At 65.4% G+C, this 26,308-nt stretch carries 23 protein-coding genes; 13 read left to right on the top strand and 10 right to left on the bottom strand.

Annotated features, from left to right (window positions below; genetic code table 11):
• Window positions 1–25 precede the first annotated feature (25 nt).
• The 3 genes from CAG29_RS00450 to betC form a co-directional block, all read right to left on the bottom strand.
• Window positions 26–1,594 (bottom strand): SulP family inorganic anion transporter, encoded by a 1,569-nt coding sequence (locus CAG29_RS00450; protein ID WP_085693745.1) that lies wholly within the window; start codon window positions 1,592–1,594, stop codon window positions 26–28.
• A gap of 147 nt (window positions 1,595–1,741) precedes the next feature.
• Complete coding sequence (choX, locus tag CAG29_RS00445) at window positions 1,742–2,662, bottom strand: choline ABC transporter substrate-binding protein (protein ID WP_085630367.1); 921 nt, start codon at window positions 2,660–2,662, stop codon at window positions 1,742–1,744.
• 16 nt (window positions 2,663–2,678) lie between these two features.
• Window positions 2,679–4,193 (bottom strand): choline-sulfatase, encoded by a 1,515-nt coding sequence (betC, locus tag CAG29_RS00440; RefSeq protein ID WP_085630369.1) that lies wholly within the window; start codon window positions 4,191–4,193, stop codon window positions 2,679–2,681.
• A gap of 114 nt (window positions 4,194–4,307) precedes the next feature.
• Here betC and CAG29_RS00435 point away from each other — a divergent pair, with 114 nt between their 5' ends.
• Complete coding sequence (locus tag CAG29_RS00435) at window positions 4,308–5,258, top strand: LysR family transcriptional regulator (RefSeq protein WP_085630371.1); 951 nt, start codon at window positions 4,308–4,310, stop codon at window positions 5,256–5,258.
• A gap of 32 nt (window positions 5,259–5,290) precedes the next feature.
• Window positions 5,291–5,617, top strand: a complete 327-nt coding sequence (locus tag CAG29_RS00430; RefSeq protein WP_085579338.1) for a DOPA 4,5-dioxygenase family protein — start codon at window positions 5,291–5,293, stop codon at window positions 5,615–5,617.
• Here the strand turns inward: CAG29_RS00430 and CAG29_RS00425 are convergent, their stop codons facing one another.
• Window positions 5,618–6,019, bottom strand: a complete 402-nt coding sequence (locus tag CAG29_RS00425; RefSeq protein ID WP_085630373.1) for a GFA family protein — start codon at window positions 6,017–6,019, stop codon at window positions 5,618–5,620.
• A 322-nt stretch (window positions 6,020–6,341) separates the two neighbouring features.
• Between CAG29_RS00425 and CAG29_RS00420 the strand changes: the two genes are divergently transcribed.
• From CAG29_RS00420 to CAG29_RS00380, 9 genes are all read left to right on the top strand, one after another.
• Window positions 6,342–7,649, top strand: a complete 1,308-nt coding sequence (locus CAG29_RS00420) for a CitMHS family transporter (protein WP_085579342.1) — start codon at window positions 6,342–6,344, stop codon at window positions 7,647–7,649.
• 76 nt (window positions 7,650–7,725) lie between these two features.
• Window positions 7,726–8,493, top strand: coding sequence for a TerC family protein (locus CAG29_RS00415; protein WP_085693744.1), 768 nt, complete (start codon window positions 7,726–7,728; stop codon window positions 8,491–8,493).
• Window positions 8,494–8,783: 290 nt separating this feature from the next.
• On the top strand, window positions 8,784–10,442 hold the full coding sequence (locus tag CAG29_RS00410; protein WP_085638740.1) for a Na/Pi cotransporter family protein: 1,659 nt from the start codon (window positions 8,784–8,786) through the stop codon (window positions 10,440–10,442).
• Window positions 10,443–10,587: 145 nt separating this feature from the next.
• A complete protein-coding gene (locus tag CAG29_RS00405) occupies window positions 10,588–11,976 on the top strand; it encodes a pitrilysin family protein (RefSeq protein ID WP_085693743.1) in 1,389 nt (462 codons plus the stop codon).
• A gap of 74 nt (window positions 11,977–12,050) precedes the next feature.
• Window positions 12,051–13,079, top strand: a complete 1,029-nt coding sequence (locus CAG29_RS00400; protein WP_085579350.1) for a DUF5924 family protein — start codon at window positions 12,051–12,053, stop codon at window positions 13,077–13,079.
• A gap of 54 nt (window positions 13,080–13,133) precedes the next feature.
• Complete coding sequence (locus CAG29_RS00395) at window positions 13,134–14,282, top strand: ABC transporter permease (RefSeq protein WP_085579352.1); 1,149 nt, start codon at window positions 13,134–13,136, stop codon at window positions 14,280–14,282.
• Window positions 14,279–15,082: an ABC transporter ATP-binding protein gene (locus CAG29_RS00390; protein WP_085579354.1), complete on the top strand. Its 804-nt coding sequence runs from the start codon at window positions 14,279–14,281 to the stop codon at window positions 15,080–15,082. The genes CAG29_RS00395 and CAG29_RS00390 overlap by 4 nt, the downstream gene beginning before the upstream one ends.
• Before the next feature lies 1 nt (window position 15,083).
• The gene (locus tag CAG29_RS00385) at window positions 15,084–16,022 is read left to right on the top strand and encodes an MlaD family protein (protein WP_085579356.1); all 939 of its coding nucleotides are present in this window, start codon (window positions 15,084–15,086) and stop codon (window positions 16,020–16,022) included.
• Window positions 16,019–16,645: an ABC-type transport auxiliary lipoprotein family protein gene (locus CAG29_RS00380; protein ID WP_085579358.1), complete on the top strand. Its 627-nt coding sequence runs from the start codon at window positions 16,019–16,021 to the stop codon at window positions 16,643–16,645. The genes CAG29_RS00385 and CAG29_RS00380 overlap by 4 nt, the downstream gene beginning before the upstream one ends.
• 100 nt (window positions 16,646–16,745) lie before the next feature.
• On the opposite strand, the gene CAG29_RS00375 is transcribed toward CAG29_RS00380, so the two are convergent.
• From CAG29_RS00375 to CAG29_RS00355, 5 genes are all read right to left on the bottom strand, one after another.
• The gene (locus CAG29_RS00375; RefSeq protein WP_085579360.1) at window positions 16,746–17,975 is read right to left on the bottom strand and encodes a nucleoside recognition domain-containing protein; all 1,230 of its coding nucleotides are present in this window, start codon (window positions 17,973–17,975) and stop codon (window positions 16,746–16,748) included.
• 122 nt (window positions 17,976–18,097) lie between these two features.
• Complete coding sequence (gene gltP / locus CAG29_RS00370; RefSeq protein ID WP_085579362.1) at window positions 18,098–19,429, bottom strand: glutamate/aspartate:proton symporter GltP; 1,332 nt, start codon at window positions 19,427–19,429, stop codon at window positions 18,098–18,100.
• Window positions 19,430–20,124: 695 nt separating this feature from the next.
• Window positions 20,125–20,589: an inhibitor of vertebrate lysozyme family protein gene (locus CAG29_RS00365; protein WP_085579364.1), complete on the bottom strand. Its 465-nt coding sequence runs from the start codon at window positions 20,587–20,589 to the stop codon at window positions 20,125–20,127.
• Window positions 20,590–20,591: 2 nt separating this feature from the next.
• On the bottom strand, window positions 20,592–20,756 hold the full coding sequence (locus CAG29_RS00360; protein WP_085579366.1) for a DUF1328 domain-containing protein: 165 nt from the start codon (window positions 20,754–20,756) through the stop codon (window positions 20,592–20,594).
• Window positions 20,757–20,820: 64 nt separating this feature from the next.
• Window positions 20,821–21,105 carry a hypothetical protein gene (locus CAG29_RS00355; RefSeq protein ID WP_085693742.1) on the bottom strand — a complete coding sequence of 95 codons (285 nt, stop codon included), beginning with the start codon at window positions 21,103–21,105 and terminating at the stop codon, window positions 20,821–20,823.
• Window positions 21,106–21,533: 428 nt separating this feature from the next.
• On the opposite strand from CAG29_RS00355, the gene algB reads away from it, so the two are divergent.
• Both algB and CAG29_RS00345 read left to right on the top strand, forming a co-directional pair.
• Window positions 21,534–22,880 (top strand): sigma-54-dependent response regulator transcription factor AlgB, encoded by a 1,347-nt coding sequence (gene algB, locus CAG29_RS00350; protein ID WP_085579371.1) that lies wholly within the window; start codon window positions 21,534–21,536, stop codon window positions 22,878–22,880.
• Between the two features lie 10 nt (window positions 22,881–22,890).
• A complete protein-coding gene (locus CAG29_RS00345; RefSeq protein ID WP_085693741.1) occupies window positions 22,891–24,672 on the top strand; it encodes a KinB sensor domain-containing domain in 1,782 nt (593 codons plus the stop codon).
• On the opposite strand, the gene CAG29_RS00340 is transcribed toward CAG29_RS00345, so the two are convergent.
• A complete protein-coding gene (locus CAG29_RS00340; RefSeq protein ID WP_085579375.1) occupies window positions 24,669–26,285 on the bottom strand; it encodes an EAL domain-containing protein in 1,617 nt (538 codons plus the stop codon). The genes CAG29_RS00345 and CAG29_RS00340 overlap by 4 nt on opposite strands.
• Window positions 26,286–26,308: the final 23 nt, after the last annotated feature.

The following is a 26,308-nucleotide window of genomic DNA, read 5'->3' as shown; positions in this document are numbered from 1 at the left end:
TCCGCTCCCCCAGTGGGCTCTGCGGTCAATCCTCGAAGCGGATCGGGCACTTCTGCGGCCCTTCCAGCTTGAGCAACTCCTCCACCACCTGCGGCCGCGCCCGGCGCAACGTCAGGCAACGGTTCTGGCTCAGCAGGCGCCGGGCTTCCTGGTGCAGCATCTCCACCCCCGAGTAATCGATGAAGTTGATCTGCTGCGCCTCGATCACCACCCGGGCGCCGTGCAGGCGTTGCAGGCGCACCTGCAGGTAGTGGCTGGCGCCGAAGAAAATCGAGCCGCCGACCCGCAGCACATCGTCCTCGCCGTCGCGCCAATGCTGCACCCGCGGCTGCGAGGTGCGCTTGAGGTAGAAGAACAGCGACGCCAGCACCCCGGCGTAGATCGCCGTCTGCAGTTCCAGCAGCAGCGTGGCGGCGCAGGTCAGGGCCATCACCGCGAACTCGGCGCGGCTGACCCGCAGCAGGGCGCGGATGCCGCGATGGTCCACCAGCCCCCAGGCGATCAGCAGGATGCTGCCGGCCATGGCCGGGATCGGAATGTGCGCGATCAGCGCGGCGCCGAACAGCGCGAACAGCGCCACCCACACCGCCGAAAACACCCCGGCCAGCGGCGAGCAGGCGCCGGCCTCGTAGCTCAGCCCCGAGCGGGTGAACGACCCGGCGGACAGCGAACCGGAAAAGAACGCCCCGACGATGTTCGACAGCCCCTGGGAGCGGACTTCCTGGTTGGCGTCGAGCAACTGTTGCGAACGGGCGGCGATGGAGCGGGCGATCGACAGGCTGGTGACCAGCCCGAGCATGCCCACCGCCACCGCGCTGGGCAGCAGACGCAGGACCAGGTCCAGATCCAGCGGCAGCGCACTGAACGGCGGCAGGCTGCCGGTGAACGCGCTGACCAGGCGCACATGGCCGAACATCGCCGGCCACAGCCACACCAGCAGGCTGCCCAGCGCCAGGGTGATCAACAACGTCGGCCAGCGCGGCAACAGGCGCTTGAGCATGGCGCCCACCCCCACGGTGGCCAGGCCCAGGGCCAGCGACGGCTTATCCACAGCCCCCAGGTGGCTCAGCAGATCCGTCAGGCTCGCCAGCGCCGTGGCCTTGGCGGGCAGGTCCAGGCCCAGCAGGTTCGGCAACTGGCCGACGGCGATCACCACCGCCGCGCCGAGGGTGAAGCCGAGCACCACCGAGTGCGACACGAAATTCACCAGGGCGCCGAAGCGCAGCAGGCCGAGCAGCCACTGGAAGATCCCGGCCAGGAAGGTCAGCAGCAGGATCAGGGTGACGTAGTCCTGCGAGGCGGGGACGGCCAACGGGCTGACGCTGGCGTACAGCACGATCGAGATCGCCGCCGTCGGTCCGCAGATCAGGTGCCAGGAGGAGCCCCACAGGCAGGCGATCAGCACCGGGACGATCGCCGCATACAGCCCGTACTCCGGCGGTAGCCCGGCGATCAGGGCGTAGGCGACCGACTGGGGCAGCGCGAGGATCGCGCCGCTGAGGCCGACGATCAGGTCGCGTCCGACGCTGGCGCGGGTTTGCCGGGGCAGCCAGGTCAGGAAGGGCAGCAGTGAGCGGCGGCTGGGGAGGGCCATGGATCCTCTCGGACGGGATTTTGCGCAAGGGTATCAGGCACACACCCTCACGGGTGGCTTGCAGTTTTAGCTTGTGGCTTGTGACGAGGGCGCTTGCTCCCACTGGAGTGCGCAGCCCGGCGGGAGCAAGCGCCCTCGCCACAGCGTTCAGAGCCGGGCCTTGACCGCAGGCAGTGCGTCTTTGCCGTCCACGGTCTTCACCCCGTCCAGCCATTTCTCCAGCACCGCCGGGTTGGCCTTGATCCACGCCTTGGCCGCGTCGGCGTTGCTGATCTTCTTGTTCACCACCTCGGCCATGATGCTGTTCTCCATCTGCTGGGTGAACGACAGGTTGGTCAGCAGCCGGCCCACGTTCGGGCAGGCTTCGGCGTAACCTTTGCGCGTCAGGGTGTGCACGCTGCCGGTGTCGCCGAAGTACTTCTCGCCGCCCTTGAGGTAATGCATTTTCAGCTGCACGTTCATCGGGTGCGGCGTCCAGCCGAGGAAGGTGACGAACTTCTGCTTCTTCACCGCCCGCGACACTTCGGCAAGCATCGCCTGTTCGCTGGACTCGATCAGCTTCCACTGGCCCATGCCGAAGTCGTCCTTCTTGATCATCTCCTGCAAGGAAATGTTGGCCGGCGCGCCGGAGCCGATGCCGTAGATCTTCTTGTCGAACTTGTCGGCGTACTTGTTCAGGTCGGCGAAGTCATGCACGCCGGCGTCCCACACGTAGTCGGGCACGGCCAGGGTGAACTCGGTGCCGTCGAGGTTCTTCGCCAGTTGGGTGACGTCGCCGGTGGCCACGAACTTGTCGTAGAACCCCTGCTGCGCCGGCATCCAGTTGCCGAGGAACACGTCGACCTGGCCGTCCTTCAGGCCGCCGAAGGTGATCGGCACCGCGAGGGTGTCGACCTTGGGCTTGTAGCCCATGCCGTCCAGCAGGAACCCGGTGATGGCGTTGGTGGCGGCGATGTCGCTCCAGCCGGGGTCGGCCATCTTCACGGTTTCGCAGCTTGCCTCGGCCCAGGCCTGGGCGCTGCTCAGCGTGATCAGGCCGACCGTCACGATTGTGGATAACTTGACCATGGACTTCCCCTTTGCGTTATTGGTTTTGGCAGGGTTGTGGATAACGGGCCTTGCGCTCCAGGTCATCGAGGTCGATGTGGTTGCGCATGTACTGCTGGCTGGCGTCCACCAGCGGCTGGTGATCCCAGCTCTTGAGCGTGCCGAGGGTCAGCGCCCCGGCGACGAAGCGCCGCCGGCGCTGGCTGGCGAGCACGTCCCGGTGGATCGCCGGGATGTCCCAGCGGGCCCGCGCCTCGGCGAGAAAATCGTCGAACAGCTGGCGATGCTGCGGCGATGCGCTGAGTTCTTCCAGCTCGTGCGGATCATTGTCCACATCGAACAGCAGGCAAGGGTCGTCTTCACTGTAGATAAATTTGTAGGCGCCGCGCCGGATCATCATCAACGGGCTCACGGTGCCTTCGGCCATGTATTCGCCGAACACTTCGTCGTGCCCGCCCTGCCCTTGCAGGTGCGGCACCAGCGACCGGCCGTCCAGCGGCAGGCCCGGTTCCAGGCTGCCGCCGGCCAATTCGACGAAGGTCGGCAGCAGGTCGGCGGTGGACACGGCGGCGCTGACCCGGCGGGCGCCGAATTGGCCGGGGGCGCTGATCAGCAGCGGCACCCGGGCGGCCATCTCGAACCAGTGCATCTTGTACCAGAGCCCGCGCTCGCCGAGCATGTCGCCGTGGTCGCCGGAGAACACGATGACGGTGTCGTCGGCCAGCCCGGTTTCCTCCAGGGTCTGCAGGAGCTTGCCGACGTTGTCGTCGATGTAGCTGCACGCGCCGAAGTAGGCTCGGCGCGCGTCGCGGATCTTATCCACAGGCAGCGGCTTGTCCCACAGGTCGTAGACCTTGAGCAGTCGCTGGGAATGCGGGTCGAGCGAATGTTGCTCCGGGGTGACCGGAAGCGGGATGTCGGCATCGTCGTACAAGTCCCAGAACGCCTTGGGAATCGTGTACGGGTCGTGCGGGTGGGTCATCGACACGGTCAGGCAGAACGGCCGGTCGCCGTCCTCGCGGACGTGGTCGTACAGGTACTGGCGGGCCTTGAACACCACTTCTTCGTCGAAATCGAGCTGGTTGGTGCGCACGCACGGCCCGGCCTGCAGCACCGAGGACATGTTGTGGTACCAACTGGGGCGCACGTCCGGCTCGTCCCAGTTCACCGCCCAGCCGTAGTCGGCGGGGTAGATGTCGCTGGTCAGGCGTTCTTCGTAGCCGTGCAGTTGGTCCGGGCCGCAGAAGTGCATCTTGCCCGACAGCGCGGTGCGGTAGCCGAGGCGGCGCAGGTAATGGGCGTAGGTCGGGACGTCGGCGGGGAAATCGGCGGCGTTGTCGTAGGCGCCGATCTTGCTGGGCAATTGGCCGCTGACCAGGGTGAAGCGCGACGGCGCGCACAGCGGGCTGTTGCAGTAGGCGGCGTCGAACACCACGCCCTGCTCGGCGAGACGGCTGAGGTTCGGCAGCTTGACGGGCGACGGGCCGTAGAACGGCAGCATGGGCGCGGCCATCTGATCGGCCATGATGAAAAGAATGTTCTTGCGCTTCATGTGATCGCGGCATTCCATAGTGGAGAGTTATGCGACATTGCTGCGATTGAGCATGGATTCCATGCCCGGTTCGGTAAAGCCCGCGCCGAACAATGACTAGGATAAGCACCGCTTATGTATGAAGCCCTTGGCGACCTCTCCCTGGACCTGCTCCGCGCCTTCGAGGCGGCGGCCCGTCACCGCAGTTTCACCGCTGCGGCGGTGGAGCTGGGCACCACGCAGCCGGCCGTCAGCCAGCAGATCAAGCGGCTGGAGGAGCAGCTCGGCGCGCGGTTGTTCGACCGGATCTACCGAGGCATCGGCCTGACCGAGGTCGGCGCGTTGCTGTTCGAGCAGGTTGCCCTCGGTTTACAGAACATCGACGCAGGATTGAGCGCGATCAGCGCACAACAGCAGCATGAGGTGTTGCAGGTCGCCACCGATTTCGCCTTCGCCGCCTACTGGCTGATGCCGCGCCTGCACCGCTTCCACGCGGCCAATCCGCAGGTGGACGTGAGCCTGGTCACCAGCGAGCGCAGCCACAACATGCTGCGCACCGACATCGACGTGGCGGTGCTGTTCGGCGACGGGCGCTTCAAGCAGGGCGAAAGCCACTGGCTGTTCAGCGAAGAAGTGTTCCCGGTGTGTAGCCCGCAACTGCTCAAGGACCGCGCCCTTCCCCTTTCGCCCCAGGCGTTGCTGGAGTTTCCGCTGCTGCACCTGCGGGGCGAGAACAGCAGCCGCTGGTTCGACTGGAGCGGACTGTTCCGCGAGCTCGGCCTCACCACCCCGCCGGCGCCGGGGCAATTGCGTTTCGACAACTACACGCTGCTGATCCAGGCGGCCATCGGCGGCCAGGGCGTGGCCATCGGCTGGCGCCACCTTGTGGATAACTTGCTGAGCCAGGGCTTGCTGTGCCGGCCCATCGCCGAGACCACCCTGTCGCGGCTCGGCTATTACGTGGTGCTGCCGCCGCGCAAACGACGCGGGGCATTGATCCAACGGTTCGTCGACTGGCTGATGGCCGAGCAGGCCGACAGCGCCCAGTCGTTGAACGGGTTGGCGTTGCCGTCGGTGGCGGTGTGAGCGGCTTTCAATTTCGATGCAGAGGATTGCAGATGCAACAGATCAAGGGTTATCACGCCCACATCTACTACGATGCCGGCACGATCGAGCAGGCCCGGGCCCTGTGCGAGCAGGCCGCGCAACGGTTTCCCCTGAAAATGGGCCGGATGCACGAGCGCCCGGTCGGCCCGCACCCGGACTGGAGCTGCCAACTGGCGTTCGGCCCCGAGCTCTTGGGGGATGTGTTGCCTTGGCTGGCGCTCAACCGCAAGGGGCTGGTGGTGTTCCTGCACCCGGACACCGGCGACGACCTGCTCGACCACACCGAGCACGCGATCTGGATGGGTGCGGTGCGGCCGCTGAACCTGTCCATTTTTTGATCAGAGGGTTTCTTCCGGCTCTTGCGGCAGGTGCTCGTCCAGGTGCAGCCACGGCAGCCGGCTGTCGGTCCAGATATGCCGGTCGGCCGGCGCCTGTTCCGGGTGGTCGAGGGTGGCGACGGTGACGTCGATGCTCTCGGGGCTCAGCCGCGTCGCCAGCGCCAGCTGCGCCCCGCACTGCGGGCAGAAGAACCGCGTGCAGGTGTCCGACGACGCATAGTGCGCCGGCGTGCCGGCCAGCCAGCGGAAATCCGCCGCCGGCGCCGTCAGCCACGTGGTGACGATGCCGCCGCTGACCCGTCGGCAGATCGAGCAATGGCAGTGGGCGATGTCATGCAGGGGCCCGCTGATCTGATAGCGGATGTGTCCGCAGTGGCATCCGCCGTGGTGCAGTTCGTTCATGGCCTTTCCCTCCCGTGCCCGGATCCGTTGACTCTAGCCGCTTCCGACGGCCGGTTGGCCGTTCGCCCAAAGCTTTCGCCGGCGAAAGCTGGCTGAAAGCTTCCCCGATTAGGATCGCCCCCACTGCCGGCACCAGACCGGCTGGCCAATGCGTGCGCAACCTCGCCCGCCCGGCCCAATTAACAACAACAATGGTGATTCTGATGTCCTCTGCAACCCGCCTCCTCGCTGTCACTCCGCCCGTACGTTCCGTGCTTCCCGTTCTGCGCTGATCCCCCAAGGTCGGCCCATTCCCTAGCCGCGCTACGCCTGGAGTATTCCCATGCTGACTTTCCTTGGCTTCGCCATGGTCATCACGTTCATGTTCCTGATCATGACCAAGCGCCTGTCCGCGCTGATCGCCCTGATCATCATCCCGATCCTGTTCGCGCTGTTCGGCGGCTTTGCGCCGAAGATCGGCCCGATGATGCTCGAAGGCATCACCAAGCTTGCGCCGACCGGCGTGATGCTGATGTTCGCCATCCTGTATTTCGCCCTGATGATCGACTCCGGCCTGTTCGACCCGGCCGTGCGCAAGATCCTCAAGCTGGTCAAGGGCGACCCGCTGAAGGTGTCGGTCGGCACCGCCGTCCTGGCGCTCGTCGTGTCCCTGGACGGCGACGGCGCGACCACCTACATGATCTGCGTGGCCGCCATGCTGCCGCTGTACAGCCGCATCGGCATGAGCCCGCGGATCATGGCCGGCCTGATCATCCTCGCCGGCGGCGTGATGAACATGACCCCGTGGGGCGGCCCGACCGCCCGTGCCGCCAGTGCGCTGCACGTGGATCCGTCGGACATCTTCGTGCCGATGATCCCGGCCATGGCCGCTGGCGTGGTGGCGATCCTGGTCATCGCCTACTTCTACGGCAAGCGTGAGCGCGCGCGTCTGGGCGAGCTGCACCTGGTCGGCGACGAGATCGACCACAGCGAAATCAGCGTCTCGCAGTTCCCGGACGCCCGCCGTCCGAAGCTGATCTGGTTCAACGGCCTGCTGACCCTGGCCCTGATGTGCACCCTGATCGCCGGCCTGCTGCCGCTGCCGGTGCTGTTCATGGTGGCGTTCAGCATCGCGATGATCGTCAACTACCCTTGCCTGCAGCAGCAGAAGGACCGTGTCGCGGCCCACGCCGGCAGCGTGCTGTCAGTGGTCAGCCTGATCTTCGCGGCGGGCATCTTCACCGGTATCCTGTCGGGCACCGGCATGGTCGACGCCATGTCCAAGAGCCTGCTGGCGGTGATCCCGGATTTCCTGGGCCCTTACCTGGCGGTGATCACGGCGCTGGTGAGCATGCCGTTCACGTTCTTCATGTCGAACGACGCGTTCTACTACGGCGTGCTGCCGGTGCTGTCCGAAGCGGCCAGCCATTACGGCATCACCGCGGTGGAAATGGCCCGTGCCTCGATCGTCGGCCAGCCTGTCCACCTGCTCAGCCCGCTGGTGCCGTCCACCTACCTGCTGGTGGCCCTGGCCGGGATCGAGTTCGGCGACCACCAGCGCTTCACGCTCAAGTGGGCAGTGCTGGTCTGCCTGTGCATACTGGCGGCCGCGTTGCTGTTGGGGACTTTTCCGCTGTTCAGCACTCTGTAACTGCAACGGCGCCAAACTTCCACGCCGCCAGCTCCATGCTGGCGTCGTGGTTTAACACTCGCTCAAAGGAATACACATGGAATGGCTGACCAACCCTGAGATCTGGGTTGCCTTCTTCACTCTGACCGCCCTGGAGATCGTCCTGGGGATCGACAACATCATCATGATTTCGATCCTGGTCAGCCGCATGCCCAAGCACATGCAGGCCCGCACCCGGATCTTCGGCCTGGGCCTGGCCATGATCACCCGGATCCTGTTGCTGCTGTCGATCACCTGGGTCATGCGCCTGACCGCCGACCTGTTCGTGGTGTTCGGCCAAGGCATTTCCGGCCGCGACCTGATCCTGTTCTTCGGCGGGCTGTTCCTTTTGTGGAAAAGCTCCCAGGAGATGTACCACGCGCTGGAGGGCGAAGACGAAGGCGACGACGCGCCTTCGGGCAAGGGCGGCAATTTCTTCTACACGATCATCCAGATCGCGATCATCGACATCGTGTTCTCCCTGGACTCGGTCATCACCGCCGTGGGCATGGTCTCCCACGTGCCGGTCATGGTCGCTGCGATCGTCGTGGCCGTGCTGGTGATGATGCTGGCCTCGGGCAAGATCAGCGAGTTCATCGACAAGCACCCGTCGCTGAAGATGCTCGCGCTGTCGTTCCTGCTGGTGGTCGGCACCGTGCTGATCGCCGAAGCGTTCGACGTGCATGTGCCTAAAGGCTACGTCTACTTCGCCATGGCGTTCTCGCTGGCCGTCGAAGCGATCAACATCAAGATGCGCGGTGCAATCGCCCGGAAGAAGCAGCAGCAGGAACCGGTGAAGCTGCGCAAGGACGTGCCGGGCCAGTAACCCGTCAGGTCACGCGCAATACCCTGTGGGAGCGGGTTTGCCCGCGATGGCGGTTTGTCAGTCGACCCAACGGTCGAACGTGACGGCCCCATCGCGAGCAGGCTCGCTCCCATCGTTTTTTGCGGTGGGCCTTGCCCGGGTTTCATGACGCTTTTGTTTCAATCGACGCTTGGGCTGTGCGATGCTGGCGCCCAGACCGTTAGCCGACTACAGCTTAAATACAACTCGTAGAAAACGCGCGGCACCGTCCACTTGCCCCTCTGGGGCGCCGTCATCACAGGGGGCCTGCAATGCTCACCCTGCTCAATCTGCTTTCCGCCGTGGCCCTGCTGATCTGGGGCACGCACATCGTCCGCACCGGGATCCTGCGGGTCTACGGCTCCAACCTGCGCCACGTCATCGGCCAGAACATGTCCAAGCGCTGGCTGGCCTTCATCGCCGGCATCGTCGTGACCGCGATGGTGCAGAGCAGCAACGCCACCGCCATGCTCGTCACCTCCTTCGTCGGCCAGGGCCTGATGGCGCTGACCCCGGCCCTGGCCACCATGCTCGGCGCCGACGTCGGTACGGCGCTGATGGCACGGGTGCTGACCTTCGACCTGTCGTGGCTGTCGCCGCTGCTGATCTTCATCGGGGTGATCTTCTTCCTGTCGCGCAAGCAGACGCGGCTGGGCCAGATGGGCCGGGTCGCCATCGGCCTGGGGCTGATCATTCTGGCGCTGCAGCTGATCGTCGAGGCGGCCACGCCGATCACCCATGCCCAAGGGGTGAAGGTGATCTTCGCCTCGCTGACCGGCGACATCCTGCTCGACGCCCTGGTCGGTGCGTTGTTCGCGATGGTTTCCTATTCCAGCCTCGCCGCCGTGCTGCTGACCGCGACCCTGGCCGGCGCCAACGTGATCAGCCTGCCGGTGGCGATCGGCTTGGTGATCGGCGCCAACATCGGCAGCGGCGTGCTGGCGTTCATGAGCGCCAGCATGCAGAACGCCGCCGGCCGGCAGGTGGCGCTGGGCAGCCTGCTGTACAAGCTGATCGGGCTGCTGCTGATCATTCCGGTGCTCGACCCGTTGGTGCACTGGCTGGACAGCCTGGATTTCAGCGCCCAGGAAATGGTCATCGGCTTCCACCTGCTCTACAACACCGTGCGCTGCCTGGTGCTGTTGCCCAGCGTCGGGCCGATGGCGCGGCTGTGCGCCTGGCTGCTGCCGGAGCGCGAACAGGCCAACGGCACCGCCCGGCCCCGCCACCTCGATCCGACGGCGCTGACCACGCCGAGCCTGGCCCTGGCCAACGCCGCCCGGGAAACCCTGCGCATGGGCGACCTGATCGACAACATGCTCGACGCCGCCCTCGATGCGCTGCGCGGCAAGCAGACCGCCGTGACCCAGGAAGTGCGCCGGCTGACCGATGACGTCGAGGCGCTGTACAGCGCGATCAAGCTGTACCTGGCGCAGATGCCCCGGGAAGACCTGGGCGAACAGGACAGCCGGCGCTGGGCGGAAATCATCGAACTGGCGATCAACCTCAAGCTGGCCGCCGACCTGATCGAACGCATGCTGCGCAAGGTGCAGCAGCAAAAGACGTCCCAACGCCGTTCGTTCTCCGAGGACGGGCTGGAGGAACTGGCCGGGCTGCAGGCTCAGCTGATCGCCAACCTGCGGCTGGGGCTGTCGGTGTTCCTCAGCGGCGACAAGGAAAGCGCGCGCCAACTGCTGCGGGAGAAGCGCCGGTTCCGCGCCCAGGAGCGGCGCCTGGCCCACGCCCACGTCAGCCGTCTGCAGCGCAAGATCGTGCAGAGCATCGAAACCAGCTCGCTGCACCTGGAACTGATCGCGGACATGAAACGGCTCAATTCACTGTTCTGCGGCAGCGCCTATGTGGTACTGGAGACGTCGGACACCGGCGCGCTGGCGGTGGACGACATGACGGACATCACGCATTCGCCTTGAACGTCTGCAACCGTGGCCAGTCAGTTACAGTGATCCGGCCTTCAGGCCCTCATTGGAACCATATCCCCCTGCGGGAGCCAGCCTGCTGGCGGTGAGGGCCTTTCAGGCACCCCGGATCCCCCTTTCAGCCGTACGGAAACTCGTTATGCGTCGCCTGCTGTTCGCCTGCCTGCTGCTCGGTTCCCTGCCCGCCCTGGCCCTGGATCGCTTCCAGGTCGAAGGCTACGCCCTGCCCAACGGCCTGCAGGTGTTGCTCAAGCCCGGCACCGAGCGCGGGCATGTGGCGATCCGGCTGGTGGTCGGGGTCGGCATCGACGATTTCGGCTGCGACGAAAAGGAACTGCCGCACCTGCTCGAACACCTGCTGTTCAGCGGCACCGACGCCACCGGTGAAGGCGGCCTCGAGGAGCGCATGCAGGCCCTGGGCGGTGAATGGAACGCCTTCACCAGCAACGCCGACACCACGTTCGTCATCGAGGCGCCGGCGAAGAACCAGCGCAAGGTGCTCGACCTGTTGCTGGATCTGCTGACCCGCACGCGCATCGACGACAACGCGATCATCGCGGCCAAGCGCGTGGTCGAGCGCGAGGACGGCGGCCATTACACGCACCTGCGGCGCTGGCTCGACCGCCAGGACCTGGGCCACAGCGCGAGCAATCAACTGGCGGTGGAACTGGGGCTCAAATGCCCGCAGCGGGCCGAGGTCGACGGCCTGACCCGCGAGCAGCTGGAGAAGGTGCGCAAGGCCTGGTACGCGCCCAACAACATGACCCTGATCGTGGTCGGCGAGCTCGACCGGCTGCTGCCGGCCTATCTGGAACGGGCCTGGGGCTCGCTGGAGCCGGTCGACCCCAGCGAGCACCGGACGCTGCCGGACATCAGCAGCAGCGCCGCCCACGAGCGCACGCTGATGCGCGGCTTCATCGGCAACGGCGCCAAGCTGCACTGGCTGGTGCCCGAACCGGTGCTGGACGACCAGTACGACGAAACCTTCGACCTGCTCAAGAACTACCTGGACTGGGCGCTGTACCGCCGCTTGCGCCTGGACCACGCGCTGTCCTACGGGCCGTGGGCCGAGCGCGAGGTGTTCGGCGGCGTCGGCTTCATGAGCCTCAACGCCGATGTGGACCGCGACGACATCACCCAGGCCGAACGCGAACTGGAGGGGCTCAAGGCCGACCTGCTCAGGGACGGCCTGGACCCCGACACCTTCGCCCGCCTCAAGCAGGCGGCCATCGCCCACCAGGCCTGGGCCGTGCAGGGCAACAGCGCGCTGGCAGACTATTACTGGAGCGCCCTGGGCGACTATGAGGACGGGCGCTTCGCCGACCCCGCCCGGGAGCTGCAAGGGGTGACGCTTGCGGCGGCGAACAAGGCGATGCGCGAACTGCTGCTGCAGCCCGGCTACCTGCGGATCGAGAAGCCGCTGCTCGGCGACGACCAGGTGCTGTGGCTGCTGGGCGGCGGCCTGGGCGCCCTGCTGCTGATCGTGCTGGGCTGGCGCCTGCGCCACGGGAAAACACCGCCCAACTGATCGGCAGCCTCGCCACGGCGCCCGGCGGGCGGTACTCTGTCGCAGTTTTTCCTCGACCGCCGCGAACTGCCCCCATGCTCAAACTGACCCAGCTGATCCAGCGCATCCTCGAACTGATGAAGCGCTATCCCGGGGTCATTGCGCTCGGCGGTTTCATCTCGGGGGCCGGCAGCTTCATCCTGGTGGACCGCCAGCAAGGGCTGGCCAGCTGGATCGCCACGATCATGCTGCTGAGCTGGATCTGGCTGATGCTGGAAAACAGCCTCACCCAGCTGTTCACCCGGATCTTCAAGCGCGAGATCCCCGAACCGCTGCTGCGCTACGCCACGCAGATGATCCACCAGGAAAGCCTGTTCTTCGTCCTGCCGTTCTTTTTCATCACCACGACCTGGAACAGCGGCCAACTGGTGTTCACCGGCCTGCTGAGCATCGCCGCGTTCATTTCGATCACCGACCCGCTCTACTACAAATGGCTGGCGCGGCGGCGCTGGGCGTTTCTGGCGCTGCACACCCTGACCCTGTTCGCCGCCCTCCTCACCGCGCTGCCGGTGATCCTGCACCTGACCACCTCGCAGAGCTTCAAATGGGCGCTGGGCATCGCCGTGGCGCTGTCGTTCCCCAGCCTGGCGTCGATCTTCCCGATCCGCACCGTGCGCAACGCGCTGGCCATCCTCAGCATCACCCTGGGCATCGGCGCCGTCGGCTGGGTGCTGCGTTCGTGGGTGCCGCCGGCCACGCTGTGGATGACGGATGTGGCGATCAGCACCCAACTGCAGGACCGCACCCCCGGCGACAGCCTCGAAGAGGTCAGCGTCGAGCAGATCCGCAACGGCGGGCTCTACGCCTACACCGCGATCAGCGCGCCGCGGGGGCTGGACGAGCGGATCTATCACGTGTGGCAGTTCAACGGCAAAGAGGTCGACCGCATCGCCCTCGACATCCACGGCGGGCGCAAGGAAGGCTACCGGGCGTGGACGCACAAGCAGAACTTCCCGGCCGACCCGGCGGGCAAATGGCAGGTGCGGGTGTTGACCGAGGACGGCCAGGTGATCGGCGTGCTGCGTTTCACCGTCCCGGACAGCACACCGGCCAAAGAAAAGTAATCGGGTTCGTGCTATTACGTAGGTTCCCGTAACAGCCGCACACGCACGGAGCCTATGACCAGCAGCCCGATGGCCGGCAACGCCCGGCTGGACACCACGCTCACCCCTGCCCGCCTGCGGGTCACGGGCGACTGGACGCTGGCCCACTACGCCGGGCTCAAGCACCTGTGCCAAACGCTGCGCGGCCAGTACGGCGCCGACACCCCCATCGACCTCAACGGCCTCGGCGCCCTCGACACCGCCGGCGCCTCGTTGCTGGTGGAACTGCTCGGTTCCGAACGCCTGGGCCAGTCCGCCGAACACCCCGACTGCACCCTCTCCAACGCCGACCGTGCGTTGCTGCAGACGGTGTACCGCTCGCTGACCGACTTCTGCGTGCCGGTCAAGGAACCGGAAATCAGCGTCAGCGTGCAACTGCTGACCCGCATCGGCCGCGCGGTGGACACGGTCTGGCAAGACACCCTGCAACTGCTGGGCTTCATCGGCCTGATCCTGGAAACCATCGCCCGCAGCCTGCTTAGGCCCAAGCGCTGGCGGATCACCCCGGTGGTGGCGCATATCGAGCAGACCGGCCTCGACGCCGCGCCCATCGTCGCCCTGCTGACCTTCCTGGTAGGCGCCGTGGTGGCGTTCCTCGGGGCGACGGTGCTGGCCGGTTTCGGCGCGAGCATCTTCACCGTGGATCTAGTGGCGTTCTCTTTCCTGCGCGAATTCGGCGTGTTGCTGACCGCGATCCTGATGGCCGGCCGCACTGCCAGTGCCTTCACCGCGCAGATCGGTTCGATGAAGGCCAACGAAGAGATCGACGCGATCCGCACCCTCGGGCTCGACCCGATGGAACTGCTGGTGGTGCCCCGGGTGCTGGCGCTGCTGGTGGCCCTGCCGATGCTGACGTTCCTGGCGATGCTCTGCGGCATCGTCGGCGGCGGTGTGGTCTGCGCGGTGTCGCTGGGGATTTCCCCGGCGATGTTCCTGTCGCTGCTGCAGACCGACATCGGCGTACAGCACTTCCTGGTGGGGCTGGTGAAGGCGCCGGTCTTCGCGTTCATCATCGCGGCGATCGGCTGCCTCGAAGGCTTCAAGGTCAGCGGCAGCGCCGAATCGGTCGGCGCCCACACCACCTCCAGCGTGGTGCAGTCGATTTTCGTGGTCATCGTGTTCGACGCGGTGGCCGCCCTGTTCTTCATGGAGATGAGCTGGTGAGCCGTCCACCCCGCGCGCCCGCCGAGGCGGTCATCGAAGTCCGTGGCCTGTGCAACCGTTTCGGCCGCCAGAGCGTGCATGAGAACCTGGACCTGGACCTGTACAAGGGCGAGATCCTGGCCGTGGTCGGCGGCTCCGGCAGCGGCAAGTCGGTGCTGCTGCGCAGCATCGTCGGCCTGCGCCGGCCCAGCGAAGGCAACGTCACGGTGTTCGGCCAGAACCTGCCGAGCCTGCCGGAGCACGAGCGCTCGCTGATCGAGCGGCGTTTCGGCGTGCTGTTCCAGAAGGGCGCGCTGTTCTCCTCGCTGACCGTGACCGAGAACGTCGCCCTGCCCCTGATCGAGCACGCGGGCCTGAGCCGCGACGACGCCGAACACCTGGCGGCGGTGAAGCTGGCGCTGGCCGGGCTGCCGCTGTCGGCGGCGGACAAGTACCCCGCATCCCTGTCCGGCGGCATGATCAAGCGCGCGGCGCTGGCCCGGGCGCTGGCGCTGGATCCGGACATCCTGTTCCTCGACGAGCCCACCGCCGGGCTCGACCCGATCGGCGCCGCCGCGTTCGACCAACTGATCCTGACCCTGCGCGACGCCCTGGGCCTGAGCGTGTTTCTGGTGACCCACGACCTGGACACGCTCTACACCATCACCGACCGCGTGGCGGTGCTGGCGCAGAAGAAGGTGCTGGTGGCCGGGCCGATCGACCAGGTCTCGGAAACCGACGACGCGTGGATCCACGAATACTTCCACGGCCCCCGGGGCCGCTCGGCGCTCGGCGCCGCTTCACAGCTCAACGAGGTCTGACATGGAAACCCGAGCCCATCATGTGTTGATCGGCCTGTTCACCGTGATCGTGGTGGCGGGCGCCCTGCTCTTCGGCCTGTTTTTGGCCAAGTCCAGCGTCGACACCGAGTTCAAGGATTACGAAGTGGTGTTCAACGAGGCGGTCAGCGGCCTGTCCAAGGGCAGCGCGGTGCAGTACAGCGGGATCAAGGTCGGCGACGTGGTCAGCCTCAGGCTTGATCCGGAAGACCCGCGCCGGGTGCTGGCGCGGATCCGCCTGGGCGGCGACACCCCGATCAAGGAAGACACCCTGGCCAAGCTGGCCCTGACCGGCATCACCGGCACCTCGATCATCCAGCTCAGCGGCGGCACTCCGCAGAGCCCGAACCTCAAGGGCCGCGACGGCAAGCTGCCGACCATCGTCGCCACGCCCTCGCCCATCTCCCGCCTGCTCAATGACAGCAACGACCTGATGACCGGGGTCAACGAGCTGCTGCACAACGCCAACCAGATGTTTTCGGCGCAGAACGTCGAGCGCATCAGCAACACCCTCGCCCACCTGGAACAGACCACCGGCGCGATCAACGACCAGCGCGGCGACCTGCGCCAGGCCATGCAGCAACTGGCGGCGGTGGGCAAGCAGGCCGGCAGCATGCTCGAACAGACGTCGGCGCTGATGCGCAACGCCAACGGCCTGCTCAACGATCAGGGCAAGCAGGCTCTGGGCAGCGCCGAGCAGGCGATGAAATCCCTGGAGCAAAGCAGCGCCACGATCAACGGCCTGCTGAGCAAGAACCAGACGTCCCTGGACAGTGGCCTGCAAGGCCTCAACGGCCTGGCGCCGGCGGTGCGGGAACTGCGCGAAACCTTGAGCTCGCTGCGCGCCATCTCCCAACGCCTGGAGGCCAACCCCAGCGGCTACCTGCTGGGCAACGACAAGAACAAGGAATTCACCCCATGAAGCCGACCCGCCTCGCCCTTTTCGCCGGTTTCGTGCTGGCCGCTTCGTGTTCGATCCTGCCCAAGCCGGAGCCGCTGGACGTCTACCGCCTGCCCGCCGCCCAGGCTCCCGCCCCGACCGGCCCGGCGGCCGTCCAACACTGGTCGCTGCGCCTGAACAAACTGCAGGCCAGCGAAGCGCTGAACCGGCCGGGCATCGCCGTGATCCCTCAGGGCGACGTGATCAGCACCTACAAGGCCTCGCGCTGGAGCGACCCGGCGCCGGTGCTGCTGCGCAACCGCCTGCTCGACGGTTTCCAGCGTGACGGCCGGGTGTCGCTGCTGAGCACCGACGACAGCAACTTCCAGGCGGACCTGGAGCTGGGCGGCAGCCTGCAAGCGTTTCAGACGGAATATGAGGGCAACGGCGCCAGCGTCGTGGTGCGCCTGGATGCGTTGCTGGTGCGTGGCTACGACCAGCGCATCCTCGCCAGCCGCCGCTTCGAGGAACGCCAGCCGCTGAGCGATGTAAAGGTGCCGGCGGCAGTCGCCGGGTTCGGCCAGGCCAGCGACCGCCTGACCGCGAAGGTGGTGGCGTGGGCGGTGGAGCAAGGCCAGCGATTCGCATCGCAACCCCGGCCTTGAGCACCGCACAGAATCCTCTGGGAGCCAGCCCTGCTGGCGATGGCGGCCTGTCGGCCTACGGGCAATCGCCGGCAGTCCGGCTTTCGTCTCAGATCGGCGATCAGCCGAAGAACCAGTAGCACACGCCGATGGCGCCGAGCACGCCGGCCAACTCCGCCAGCAGCGCACACCCCACCGCGTGCCTCGCCCGCTGGATGCCCACCGCGCCGAAGTACACCGCCAGCACGTAGAACGTGGTCTCGGTGCTGCCCTGGATCGTCGCCGCCACCAGCGCCGGGAAGCTGTCCACGCCGGAGGTCTTCATGGTCTCGATCAGCATCGCCCGCGCGGCGCTGCCGGAGAACGGCTTGACCATCGCCGTCGGCAGCGCATCGACGAAACGGGTGTCCCAGCCGGCCCACTGCACCAGGTGGCGGATCCCGTCGAGGCCGAAGTCCAGCGCCCCGGAGGCCCGCAGCACGCCGATGGCGCAAAGCATGGCCACCAGGTACGGCAACAGGTTCTTGGCCACGTCGAAGCCCTCTTTGGCCCCTTCGACGAACGCTTCGTACACCTTCACCTTGCGCAGCGCGCCGATCACCAGAAACAGCATGATCAAGCCGAACAGCGTCAGATTGCCGAGGATCGACGACAATCCGGCCAACGCCGTGGCGGACATCGTCGCCAGCAGCGCCATGAAGCCGCCGAGGATCAGCGCGCCGGGCAGCAGGTAGGCCAGCACCACCGGATCCCAGATACGCAGGCGCTGCATGACCGCCACCGAGAGAAAGCCGACGATGGTCGAGCAACTGGTGGCCAGCAGGATCGGCAGGAACACCAGGGTCGGGTCTGGCGCGCCTTGCTGGGCGCGGTACATGAAAATGGTGACCGGCAGCAGGGTCAGGGATGAGGCGTTGAGCACCAGGAACAGGATCTGCGCGTTGCTGGCCACGGTGGCGCTGGGGTTGAGCTCCTGCAGGGCCTTCATGGCCTTGAGGCCGATGGGGGTGGCGGCGTTGTCCAGGCCCAGGCCGTTGGCGGCGAAGTTGAGGGTGATCAGGCCGATGGCCGGATGGCCCGGCGGCACTTCCGGCATCAGGCGCAGGAACAGTGGGCCCAGGGCCTTGGCCAGCCATTCGACGATGCCGGCCTTCTCGGCGATGCGCAGGAAGCCCAGCCACAGGGTGAGGGTGCCGAACAGCAGCACCATGACCTCGACCGACAGCTTGGCCATGGCGAAGATGCTTTCGACCATCGCCGCGAAGATCCCGGCGTTGCCGCCCACCAGCCACTGCGCCAGCGCCGACACGGCCGCCACGATGAAGAAGCCAAGCCACAGGCCGTTAAGCATCAGTCAAATTCCCCCGGAAGATGCGGCGAATGATAGCGGGGCTGCCGAAAACGACAAACCCCGGAAATGATCCGGGGTTTGTTTGTGCGGCCGCTGACTGCAGGAAGCCAGCAGGGCGTGTGTCAGTTCTTGGTGGCCTGGGCCGCCGGAACCTTGTCCTTGCTGCGCCAGTGCGGCAGGGAGTTCCAGTAGCGCTGGCCCTTGGCGTCGTCGTACATGCCTTCCCAACGGGCGATGACCAGCACGGCCAGGGCGTTGCCGATCACGTTCAGGGCGGTGCGCGCCATGTCCATGATGCGGTCGACGCCGGCGATGAACGCCAGGCCTTCCAGCGGAATGCCGACGCTGCCCAGGGTGGCCAGCAGCACCACGAAGGACACGCCCGGCACGCCGGCGATGCCTTTGGAGGTGACCATCAGGGTCAGCACCAGCAGCAGCTGCTGGCTGATCGACAGGTCGATGCCGTACAGCTGGGCGATGAAGATCGCCGCGATGCTCTGGTACAGGGTCGAGCCGTCAAGGTTGAACGAGTAGCCGGTCGGCACCACGAAGCTGCAGATGGCCTTCGGCGCGCCGTAGGCTTCCATCTTCTCGATCACGCGCGGCAGCACGGTTTCGGACGAAGCGGTGGAGTAGGCCAGCACCAGCTCATCCTTGAAGATGCGCATCAGCTTGATCACCGAGAAGCCGAACAGGCGAGCGATCAGGCCCAGCACCACGAAGCCGAAGAACGCGATGGCGACGTAAACCAGGATCACCAGCTTGGCCAGCGGCAGCAGCGAGGCGAAACCGAAGTTGGCCACGGTCACCGCGATCAGGGCGAACACGCCGATCGGGGCGTAGTTCATGATCATGTGGGTGACTTTGAACATGCTTTCCGAGACGCCCTGGAACATCTTCACCAGCGGTTCGCGCAGGTCCGACTGCAGGCTCGACAGACCGAGGCCGAACAGCACGGAGAAGAAGATGATCGGCAGCATCTCGCCGCGGGCCATGGCCGCGAAGATGTTCGACGGGATCAGGTTGAGGATGGTCTCGATGAACGCGTGTTCATGCTGTACTTCGGCGGCGGTGGCCTTGTACTTGGAGATGTCCACGGTGCCCAGGGTGCTCATGTCGATGCCGGCGCCCGGATGGAACACGTTGGCCAGCAGCAGGCCGACGACGATGGCGATGGTGGTGACGATCTCGAAGTAGATGATGGTCTTCAGACCGATGCGCCCGAGCTTCTTGGCGTCGCCCACGCCGGCGATGCCGACGATAAGGGAGGAAATGACGATCGGGATCACGATCATCTTGATCAGACGGATAAAGATATCGCCTGCCGGTTGCAGGACGTTGCTGATCCACCAGGCCTTTTCGGCGCTGAAGTGGTTGAGCAACGCGCCAATGGCAATCCCCAATACGAGACCGATCAGGATTTGCCAGGCGAGGCTGAGCTTTGCCTTCTTCATTATTTTTACCCTTACTTGCGTTTGACTCAGGCACATGCAGGAACTGGAACGCGCTCGGCGCAAAAGTCTGTGCATCTGCCTCCGTATAAGGTGCTCCGGAGCGCATGATTACGCTCTCCGGCAGGCGAAAAAAGGCGCAACTATTCCGATGCGGGGTTGCGCCGTCTAATGCCGTAAGCGACTACCCTATGCCGAATCGGCATGAGATTTTTCAATTGAAACTGGCGTCCCAAGCGGTTCGATTGCGACATTCAAGCAGGCATAAGCGCCGTGAACCGGCCATTTCAGCGTAGCTGGCTTGTTTTTACGGTGTCCTGAATCGGAAGAAAATTTGGGAAAAAACCTACAACGGAAAACGAAAAGGCCCGATGTGAAATCGGGTTCTTTATCGATATACGGTCGCCGCGAAACACGGCGAAACGGTTTTCGCCACAGTCTGAACGATTCAACGGTGAGCAGGACGCTCTAGATCAACGTTTGGCGCGTTCGAAGCTTTCGGCAAGTCCGTCGGACCTCGGACGGGCCGGCGAACTTGCGCGCAGCTTCATTGCCCTGGCCCGGCCCTCATCGCAGGCACTCCCTGTACCCGTAGGTCACTCCGACCCTGCAACAGTCAGAACGTCCCGGCCCCTTGGCCATGCGCCGGCCTTCCTCGGGCGGGCGCAATGAAGGGCAGCTTGGCGCTGCCCTCATGTTCAATACCAGTTCGGATCCTTCCTCAGCGTTTCGGTCAGCAGTCCCTGCATGCCTTCATCGGGCTTGCCCAGGAATCGGTAAGTGGCATGCCGCGTCGGCGACTTGTCCGCCGGCAGCCCCTCCGGCACATCGACCAGCAGGGCGTAGGCCTGCTTCTTGTCGAAGCTGAAGGCGACGATCAGGCGGTGGTTCAGGCAGGTCTGCTCGGTCTCGCACAGCGGCCCCACCAGGTACTGGTCGCCATCCTCTTCGACGGCATTCATTTGCTGCTGCGGCGCTCCGGAGAGGTTCATCACCCATTCCGGCAGGCGTTCCTCTTTCTTCACCACTTTTTGCCAGGTGTCCCGGTATTGGGGGTCGGCATTGAGCAGCTCGTTGACGCGCGTCTGGCCATCATTGGCCGCCATCGCCATGGCGCAGCCGCCCATGAGCAGGGCGGCCGCCAGTGTCTTCACGACGCTCATGGTCAGCCTCGGCCGCGGCGGCCGAAGATGAAGGACGCGATGAACATCACCAGGAACACGACAAAGAGAATCTTGGCGATGCCCGTGGCAGTGCCCGCGATACCACCGAAGCCCAGCACGGCGGCGATGATGGCAATGATCAGGAAGGTGATTGCCCAGCTCAACATGATGATTCTCCTCACTTCTGTTTTAAGGGTGTTGCCCGTCTCGGCGTTCGACGCCCAGATTCATTCAAAAGATCCAGCGTTCTTCGCGGGGCGCCTGATCCAGCGGTTGCGGCTGGTCGACGTCGACCATGCGCAGCGCGACGTCTTCAGCCTGGCGGCTGGCGACCGCGCTGAAATGGGTCTGTACGGGGTGTTGGATCGAGATCAGGGGCTCAGGTGTCTGGCTCTGTTCCCAGCGCAGGTATTGCTGGCACCCGATCAGGGTGACCAACAGCGCGAGCAGGCCGAACAGGCCTTGCTGGATGTGCAGGGACGAGAGGCGGGCGGCGGTGGCGCTTGGGCGAGTCATCCTGGTGTCCTCACTCTTATTCGTTGGGGCGATCGATGTCTGCCCGGTCTGAGAGAGTCTTTGCAGAGCGCATGCCAGCTTTTTTTGATCAAAAATAATCAATAAAATCAATAATTTATAAAATCAATCAAGGAAAATGACGACGCATCCTGCACGATGCCGCCTGTCACCGTCGTGCGAATTGCACGACCGCTCCGACAGACATTTCATTCTTTTTGAATGGATGGCGGGGCGCGGATGTCAGAAATGAGGCGGGAGGTAATGGCGAAATCCGTGATCGACCGCAAAAGTCAGAAAAATCAGCGGATTAGCCGTAAGGGCAGGAGGGAGCTACCCTGCCATGACTGGAATCGATCAGAATCGACCATGCAACTTGCCCGATTTTTCCGGGACTAAACCAAGACATTCACTTATGGAGCGTAGGAAAAATGGAATCAGCCACTGAGCATCAAGGCCGCATTCTGCTGGTGGACGATGAATCCGCCATCCTGCGAACGTTCCGCTATTGCCTCGAAGACGAGGGCTATACGGTGGCCACCGCCACCAGCGCCGCCCAGGCCGATGCGCTGCTGCAGCGGCAGGTGTTCGACTTGTGCTTTCTGGATCTGCGCCTGGGCGAGGACAACGGTCTGGACGTCCTGGCGCAGATGCGCGTTCAGGCGCCGTGGATGCGGGTGGTGATCGTCACCGCCCATTCGGCGGTCGACACCGCGGTGGATGCGATCCAGGCCGGCGCCGCCGATTACCTGGTCAAGCCGTGCAGCCCCGATCAGTTGCGCTTGGCCACGGCCAAGCAACTGGAAGTGCGCCGGCTCTCGGCACGCCTGGAAGCCCTCGAAGGCGAAATCCGCCAGTCGAAGGACGGCCTCGACTCCCACAGCCCGGCAATGAAGGTGGTGCTGGAGACCGCGCGCCAAGTGGCGGGCACCGATGCCAACATCCTGATCCTGGGCGAGTCCGGCACCGGCAAGGGCGAGCTGGCCCGGGCCATCCATGGCTGGAGCAAGCGCGAGAAGAAGTCCTGCGTCACGGTCAACTGCCCGTCGCTGAACGCCGAACTGATGGAAAGCGAACTGTTCGGGCACAGCCGCGGCGCGTTCACCGGCGCCAGCGAAAGCACGCTCGGGCGAGTCAACCAGGCCGACGGCGGCACGCTGTTTCTCGACGAGATCGGCGATTTTCCCCTGACCTTGCAGCCGAAACTGCTGCGTTTCATTCAAGACAAGGAATACGAGCGGGTAGGGGATCCGGTCACTCGGCGCGCCGATGTGAGGATCTTGGCAGCCACCAACCTCAACCTGGAAGACATGGTGCGTGACGGGCGTTTCCGCGAGGATCTGCTGTACCGCCTGAACGTCATCACCCTGCACCTGCCGCCGCTGCGTGAACGAAGCGAGGACATCCTCACCCTGGCCGAGCGTTTCCTGGCCCGTTTCGTCAAGGAATACGCGCGTCCGGCCCGGGTGTTCAGCGACGAGGCCCGCGAGGCGATGCTCAGCTACCGCTGGCCGGGCAACATCCGGGAGCTGCGCAACGTGGTCGAGCGCGCCAGCATCATTTGCCCTCAGGAGCGGGTGGAAATCAGCCACTTGGGCATGGCCGAGCAACCGGCCGCCAATACGCCGCGGATCGGCGCCGCCCTGAGCCTCGACGAACTGGAGCGGGCCCACATCGGCGCGGTGCTGGCCACCGCCGGCACCCTCGACCAGGCGGCCAAGACACTGGGCATCGACGCCTCGACCCTGTACCGCAAGCGCAAGCAATACAACCTGTGAGCGGGTGACGATGAAGCTGGCAATGAAGTTGCGTACCCGGTTGTTCTTGAGCATTTCCGCGCTGATCACCGTGGCCCTGCTGGGGCTGCTGCTGGGCCTGGTCAGCGTCATGCAGATGGCCGGCAGCCAGGAAGCGCTGGTGCGCAACAACTTTGTCACCCTCGACCTGGGGCTCAAGCTGCGCCAGACCCTGGGCGACCAATTGATCATGATGCTGTCGGCAAAGCCCGACCCTGCGGCGTTCGAAGCCTCGCGACAGCATTACCGCGAACTGCTGGAGGAGGGCATCGCCCACGAAGCCCAAGGCGACGACAACCCGTACGGGTTCAAGCAGGCCAAGGACGATTACCAGCGTTTCATGGAGGCTTATGACCGGTCGGCCACCTCCTTGAGCGACAGCGGTGAGTTGCGCGAACGCTTCAACACTCTGCGCAACGGTTTGGTCACCGAACACAAGCGCGCCCTCGACAACATCAATGCGGTGCAGCAGGCCGCCCGCCAACGGGCGTTGCTGATCGCCGGCCTGCTCGGGCTGGTGGGCCTGGCGGTGCTGATCATCGGTTTTGTGACCGCCCACGGGATCGCCCGGCGTTTCGGCGCCCCCATCGAGGCCCTGGCCAAAGCGGCCGACAGCATCGGCCAAGGCAATTTCGAGGTGACCCTGCCGATTTCCCCCGCCCTGGAAATGAACCAGCTGACCCGGCGTTTCGGCCTGATGGCCGAAGCCCTGCGCGAGCACCAGGCCACCAACGTCGACGAGCTGCTGGCCGGCCAGCAGCGCTTGCAGGCGGTGCTCGACAGCATCGATGACGGCCTGCTGATGATCGACCGCGAAGGGCGCCTGGAACACCTCAACCCGGTGGCCCAGCGGCAGTTGGGCTGGGACAGCGACCGGTGCGGGCAAGGATTGGGCGCGGCGCTGGGCCGGCCCGAACTGGATGTCCAGTTGCAATCGGTGCTGCGGGGCGGCTCGCTGGAGCGCGCGCCGGAGGATCTGAGTGTCGAAGTCGACGGCGAGGCGCGGCTGCTGACGTTCAGCCTGACCCCGGTCTGCCACACCCAGGGCCATATCCTCGGGGCGGTGATGGTGCTGCACGATGTGACCGAGCAGCGCGCGTTCGAACGGGTCCGCAGTGAATTCGTCCTGCGCGCGTCCCATGAGCTGCGCACGCCGGTGACCGGCATGCACATGGCGTTCGGCCTGTTCCGCGAGCGGGCGAAGTTCGCCGAGGACTCCCGGGAATCCGATCTGCTGGACACGGTCAACGAAGAGATGCAGCGCCTGATGCAACTGATCAACGACCTGCTCAACTTCTCGCGCTACCAGAGCGGTCTGCAGAAGCTGTCGCTGGCGCCGTGCTCGATCGGGGATCTGTTGGAGCAGGCGCAATCGCGTTTTGCCGGCGCGGCGGCCGAGAAGGGCGTCACCCTGAGCGTCGAGGTGCAGGAGCCGTTGCCGCGGCTGCAAGCCGATCAGGCGCAGCTGGACCGGGTGCTGGACAACCTGATCGACAATGCCTTGCGCCACACCGCCCGGGACGGGCTGATCCGCCTTCAGGCCCGGCGCCACGGCGAGCGGGTGATCATCAGCGTCGAGGACAACGGCGAAGGCATCGCCTACGGTCAGCAGGGACGGATTTTCGAACCGTTCGTTCAGGTCGGGCGCAAGAAGGGCGGCGCGGGGCTGGGCCTGGCGCTGTGCAAGGAAATCGTCCAACTGCACGGTGGCCGGATGGGCGTCTATTCGCGGCCGGGGCAGGGCACGCAGTTCTACATGGCGTTGGCAGTCTAGGCTTCGTCGTCGATCCGGCGCCCGGCCAGGCGCCGGCCTCGGGTGATCAGCTCGATGAACTGCACCGCGCTCAGGGCGTGGGCGAACAGCCAGCCCTGGCCGAACTTCACGCCTTCGCTGCTGAGCAGCGCCGCCTGGGACTCGAGCTCGATGCCCTCGGCGATCACCTTCAGATCCAGCGCCTGCGCCATGTGAATGATGTGCGGCGCGACCCCGCTGCTGGCGGCGTCGTGACCGAGGGCATCGATGAACGCCTTGTCGATCTTCAGGCAGTCCACCGGCAGGGTCTGCAGGTAGGCGAGGCTGCAATAGCCGGTGCCGAAATCGTCGATCAGCACCTGATGCCCCACGTCGCGCAGCGCTTGCAGGTTCTCCCGCGCCACCACCACGTCGATCAGGCCGCGTTCGGTGACCTCGAACGCGATCTGCCGCGCCGCGACCCGGTGCAGGGCCAGCAGCCGGGCCATGACCTGGCCGATGCGCGGCACCATCACATCGCAGGCCGCCAAGTTCACCGAGATGTACAGCTGCGGATTGGCCCGCAGCAGCTGGCCCAGCTGCTCCAGCAGGCGCTGCAGGACGAAGTCGGTCATCTGCCGGATCTGCCCGGTGTTCTCCGCCATCGGGATGAACAGATCGGGGCTGGTCAGCGTGCCGTCCGGCCGGCGCCAGCGCAACAGGGCCTCGGCGCCGACGCAGTTGCGGCTGTCGAGGTCGAAGATCGGCTGGTACAGCACCTGCAGCTCGCCCCGGCGGATCGCGCCGTGCAGCTCGGCGTCCAGCGACTGCCGCTGGCGCACCAGCCAGAACACCAGCAGGCCGACGAAGGCGCCGAGCATCAGGCACAGCGGCACCATCCACCACCAGAGCTCCGGGATGTGCATGCCGGTGCGCGGGGTGATCAGCACCAGCTGGTACTCCGGGTTGTCGGTGGGCATGCGATAGATCAGGCGCGTCTGGGTCACCTGCAGCGCGTCCGGGTTCTTCGGCGGCCAATGGTCGGTGGGCGGCCAGGCCTGCGGCACGCCGAGCACCGGAATCGCCCGCGACCCGTGATCGAGCACCACCAGCAGGCTGCTGCCGGGCGACAGGTCGACCATGTCGGTCAGGTGCCCGCGGGAGGTGGCCACGCGGAAGTTGCCGCGGCCGAGCATCAGGGCGGCGCGGTTTTCGTCGGGTTCGGTGGTGGTGTTGAGCCAGTAGCTGTAGGTCGGGCCCTTGATGTCCGGCGGGCGCACCACCGAGAGGGCATCCTGGCGCGGACGGTTGGAGCAGATCCGCGAAGCGTCCATGTAGGCGGCTTCGTAGACGAAGCGGTAATTGAAGGTGACTTGCTGCAGGGTGGCGATCATTTCCTCGTCGCAGCTGCGCAGGGGTTGGGCCTCCAGGTCGTCGAGGCTTTCGCGCAGCTGGCCGAACAGTTGCTCGAGGCGGGCGAGGAAGCGTGCGCCCTGGGCGTTCATCTCCTGGCTTTCGTTCTGTTCGACCTGGCGCACCGCCACGAACAGCCCGCCGGTGATCAAAAGGCTTGCGCTGAGGACAGCCGCGAGCATCGCCAAAAACCACGGGCGATAAAACCAGCCACGCAACGTCTCTCGGGTAGCTACCATCATGGATATCCGAAGAATTACCAATG

Origin of the sequence: Pseudomonas sp. B7(2017) (assembly GCF_002112745.1) — a bacterium.
GTDB classification, from domain to species: Bacteria; Pseudomonadota; Gammaproteobacteria; order Pseudomonadales; family Pseudomonadaceae; genus Aquipseudomonas; species Aquipseudomonas ekonensis.
Note: the sequence above shows the minus strand (reverse complement) of the source record. Positions and strands in the feature narration are given on the sequence as shown.

Coding starts and splice junctions, on each gene's coding strand:
- CAG29_RS00450 (WP_085693745.1), bottom strand. CDS start 1,594: ATGGCCCTCCCCAGCCGCCGCTCACTGCTGCCCTTCCTGACCTGGCTG.
- choX (WP_085630367.1), bottom strand. CDS start 2,662: ATGGTCAAGTTATCCACAATCGTGACGGTCGGCCTGATCACGCTGAGC.
- betC (WP_085630369.1), bottom strand. CDS start 4,193: ATGAAGCGCAAGAACATTCTTTTCATCATGGCCGATCAGATGGCCGCG.
- CAG29_RS00435 (WP_085630371.1), top strand. CDS start 4,308: ATGTATGAAGCCCTTGGCGACCTCTCCCTGGACCTGCTCCGCGCCTTC.
- CAG29_RS00430 (WP_085579338.1), top strand. CDS start 5,291: ATGCAACAGATCAAGGGTTATCACGCCCACATCTACTACGATGCCGGC.
- CAG29_RS00425 (WP_085630373.1), bottom strand. CDS start 6,019: ATGAACGAACTGCACCACGGCGGATGCCACTGCGGACACATCCGCTAT.
- CAG29_RS00420 (WP_085579342.1), top strand. CDS start 6,342: ATGCTGACTTTCCTTGGCTTCGCCATGGTCATCACGTTCATGTTCCTG.
- CAG29_RS00415 (WP_085693744.1), top strand. CDS start 7,726: ATGGAATGGCTGACCAACCCTGAGATCTGGGTTGCCTTCTTCACTCTG.
- CAG29_RS00410 (WP_085638740.1), top strand. CDS start 8,784: ATGCTCACCCTGCTCAATCTGCTTTCCGCCGTGGCCCTGCTGATCTGG.
- CAG29_RS00405 (WP_085693743.1), top strand. CDS start 10,588: ATGCGTCGCCTGCTGTTCGCCTGCCTGCTGCTCGGTTCCCTGCCCGCC.
- CAG29_RS00400 (WP_085579350.1), top strand. CDS start 12,051: ATGCTCAAACTGACCCAGCTGATCCAGCGCATCCTCGAACTGATGAAG.
- CAG29_RS00395 (WP_085579352.1), top strand. CDS start 13,134: ATGACCAGCAGCCCGATGGCCGGCAACGCCCGGCTGGACACCACGCTC.
- CAG29_RS00385 (WP_085579356.1), top strand. CDS start 15,084: ATGGAAACCCGAGCCCATCATGTGTTGATCGGCCTGTTCACCGTGATC.
- CAG29_RS00380 (WP_085579358.1), top strand. CDS start 16,019: ATGAAGCCGACCCGCCTCGCCCTTTTCGCCGGTTTCGTGCTGGCCGCT.
- CAG29_RS00375 (WP_085579360.1), bottom strand. CDS start 17,975: ATGCTTAACGGCCTGTGGCTTGGCTTCTTCATCGTGGCGGCCGTGTCG.
- gltP (WP_085579362.1), bottom strand. CDS start 19,429: ATGAAGAAGGCAAAGCTCAGCCTCGCCTGGCAAATCCTGATCGGTCTC.
- CAG29_RS00365 (WP_085579364.1), bottom strand. CDS start 20,589: ATGAGCGTCGTGAAGACACTGGCGGCCGCCCTGCTCATGGGCGGCTGC.
- CAG29_RS00360 (WP_085579366.1), bottom strand. CDS start 20,756: ATGTTGAGCTGGGCAATCACCTTCCTGATCATTGCCATCATCGCCGCC.
- CAG29_RS00355 (WP_085693742.1), bottom strand. CDS start 21,105: ATGACTCGCCCAAGCGCCACCGCCGCCCGCCTCTCGTCCCTGCACATC.
- algB (WP_085579371.1), top strand. CDS start 21,534: ATGGAATCAGCCACTGAGCATCAAGGCCGCATTCTGCTGGTGGACGAT.
- CAG29_RS00345 (WP_085693741.1), top strand. CDS start 22,891: ATGAAGCTGGCAATGAAGTTGCGTACCCGGTTGTTCTTGAGCATTTCC.
- CAG29_RS00340 (WP_085579375.1), bottom strand. CDS start 26,285: ATGATGGTAGCTACCCGAGAGACGTTGCGTGGCTGGTTTTATCGCCCG.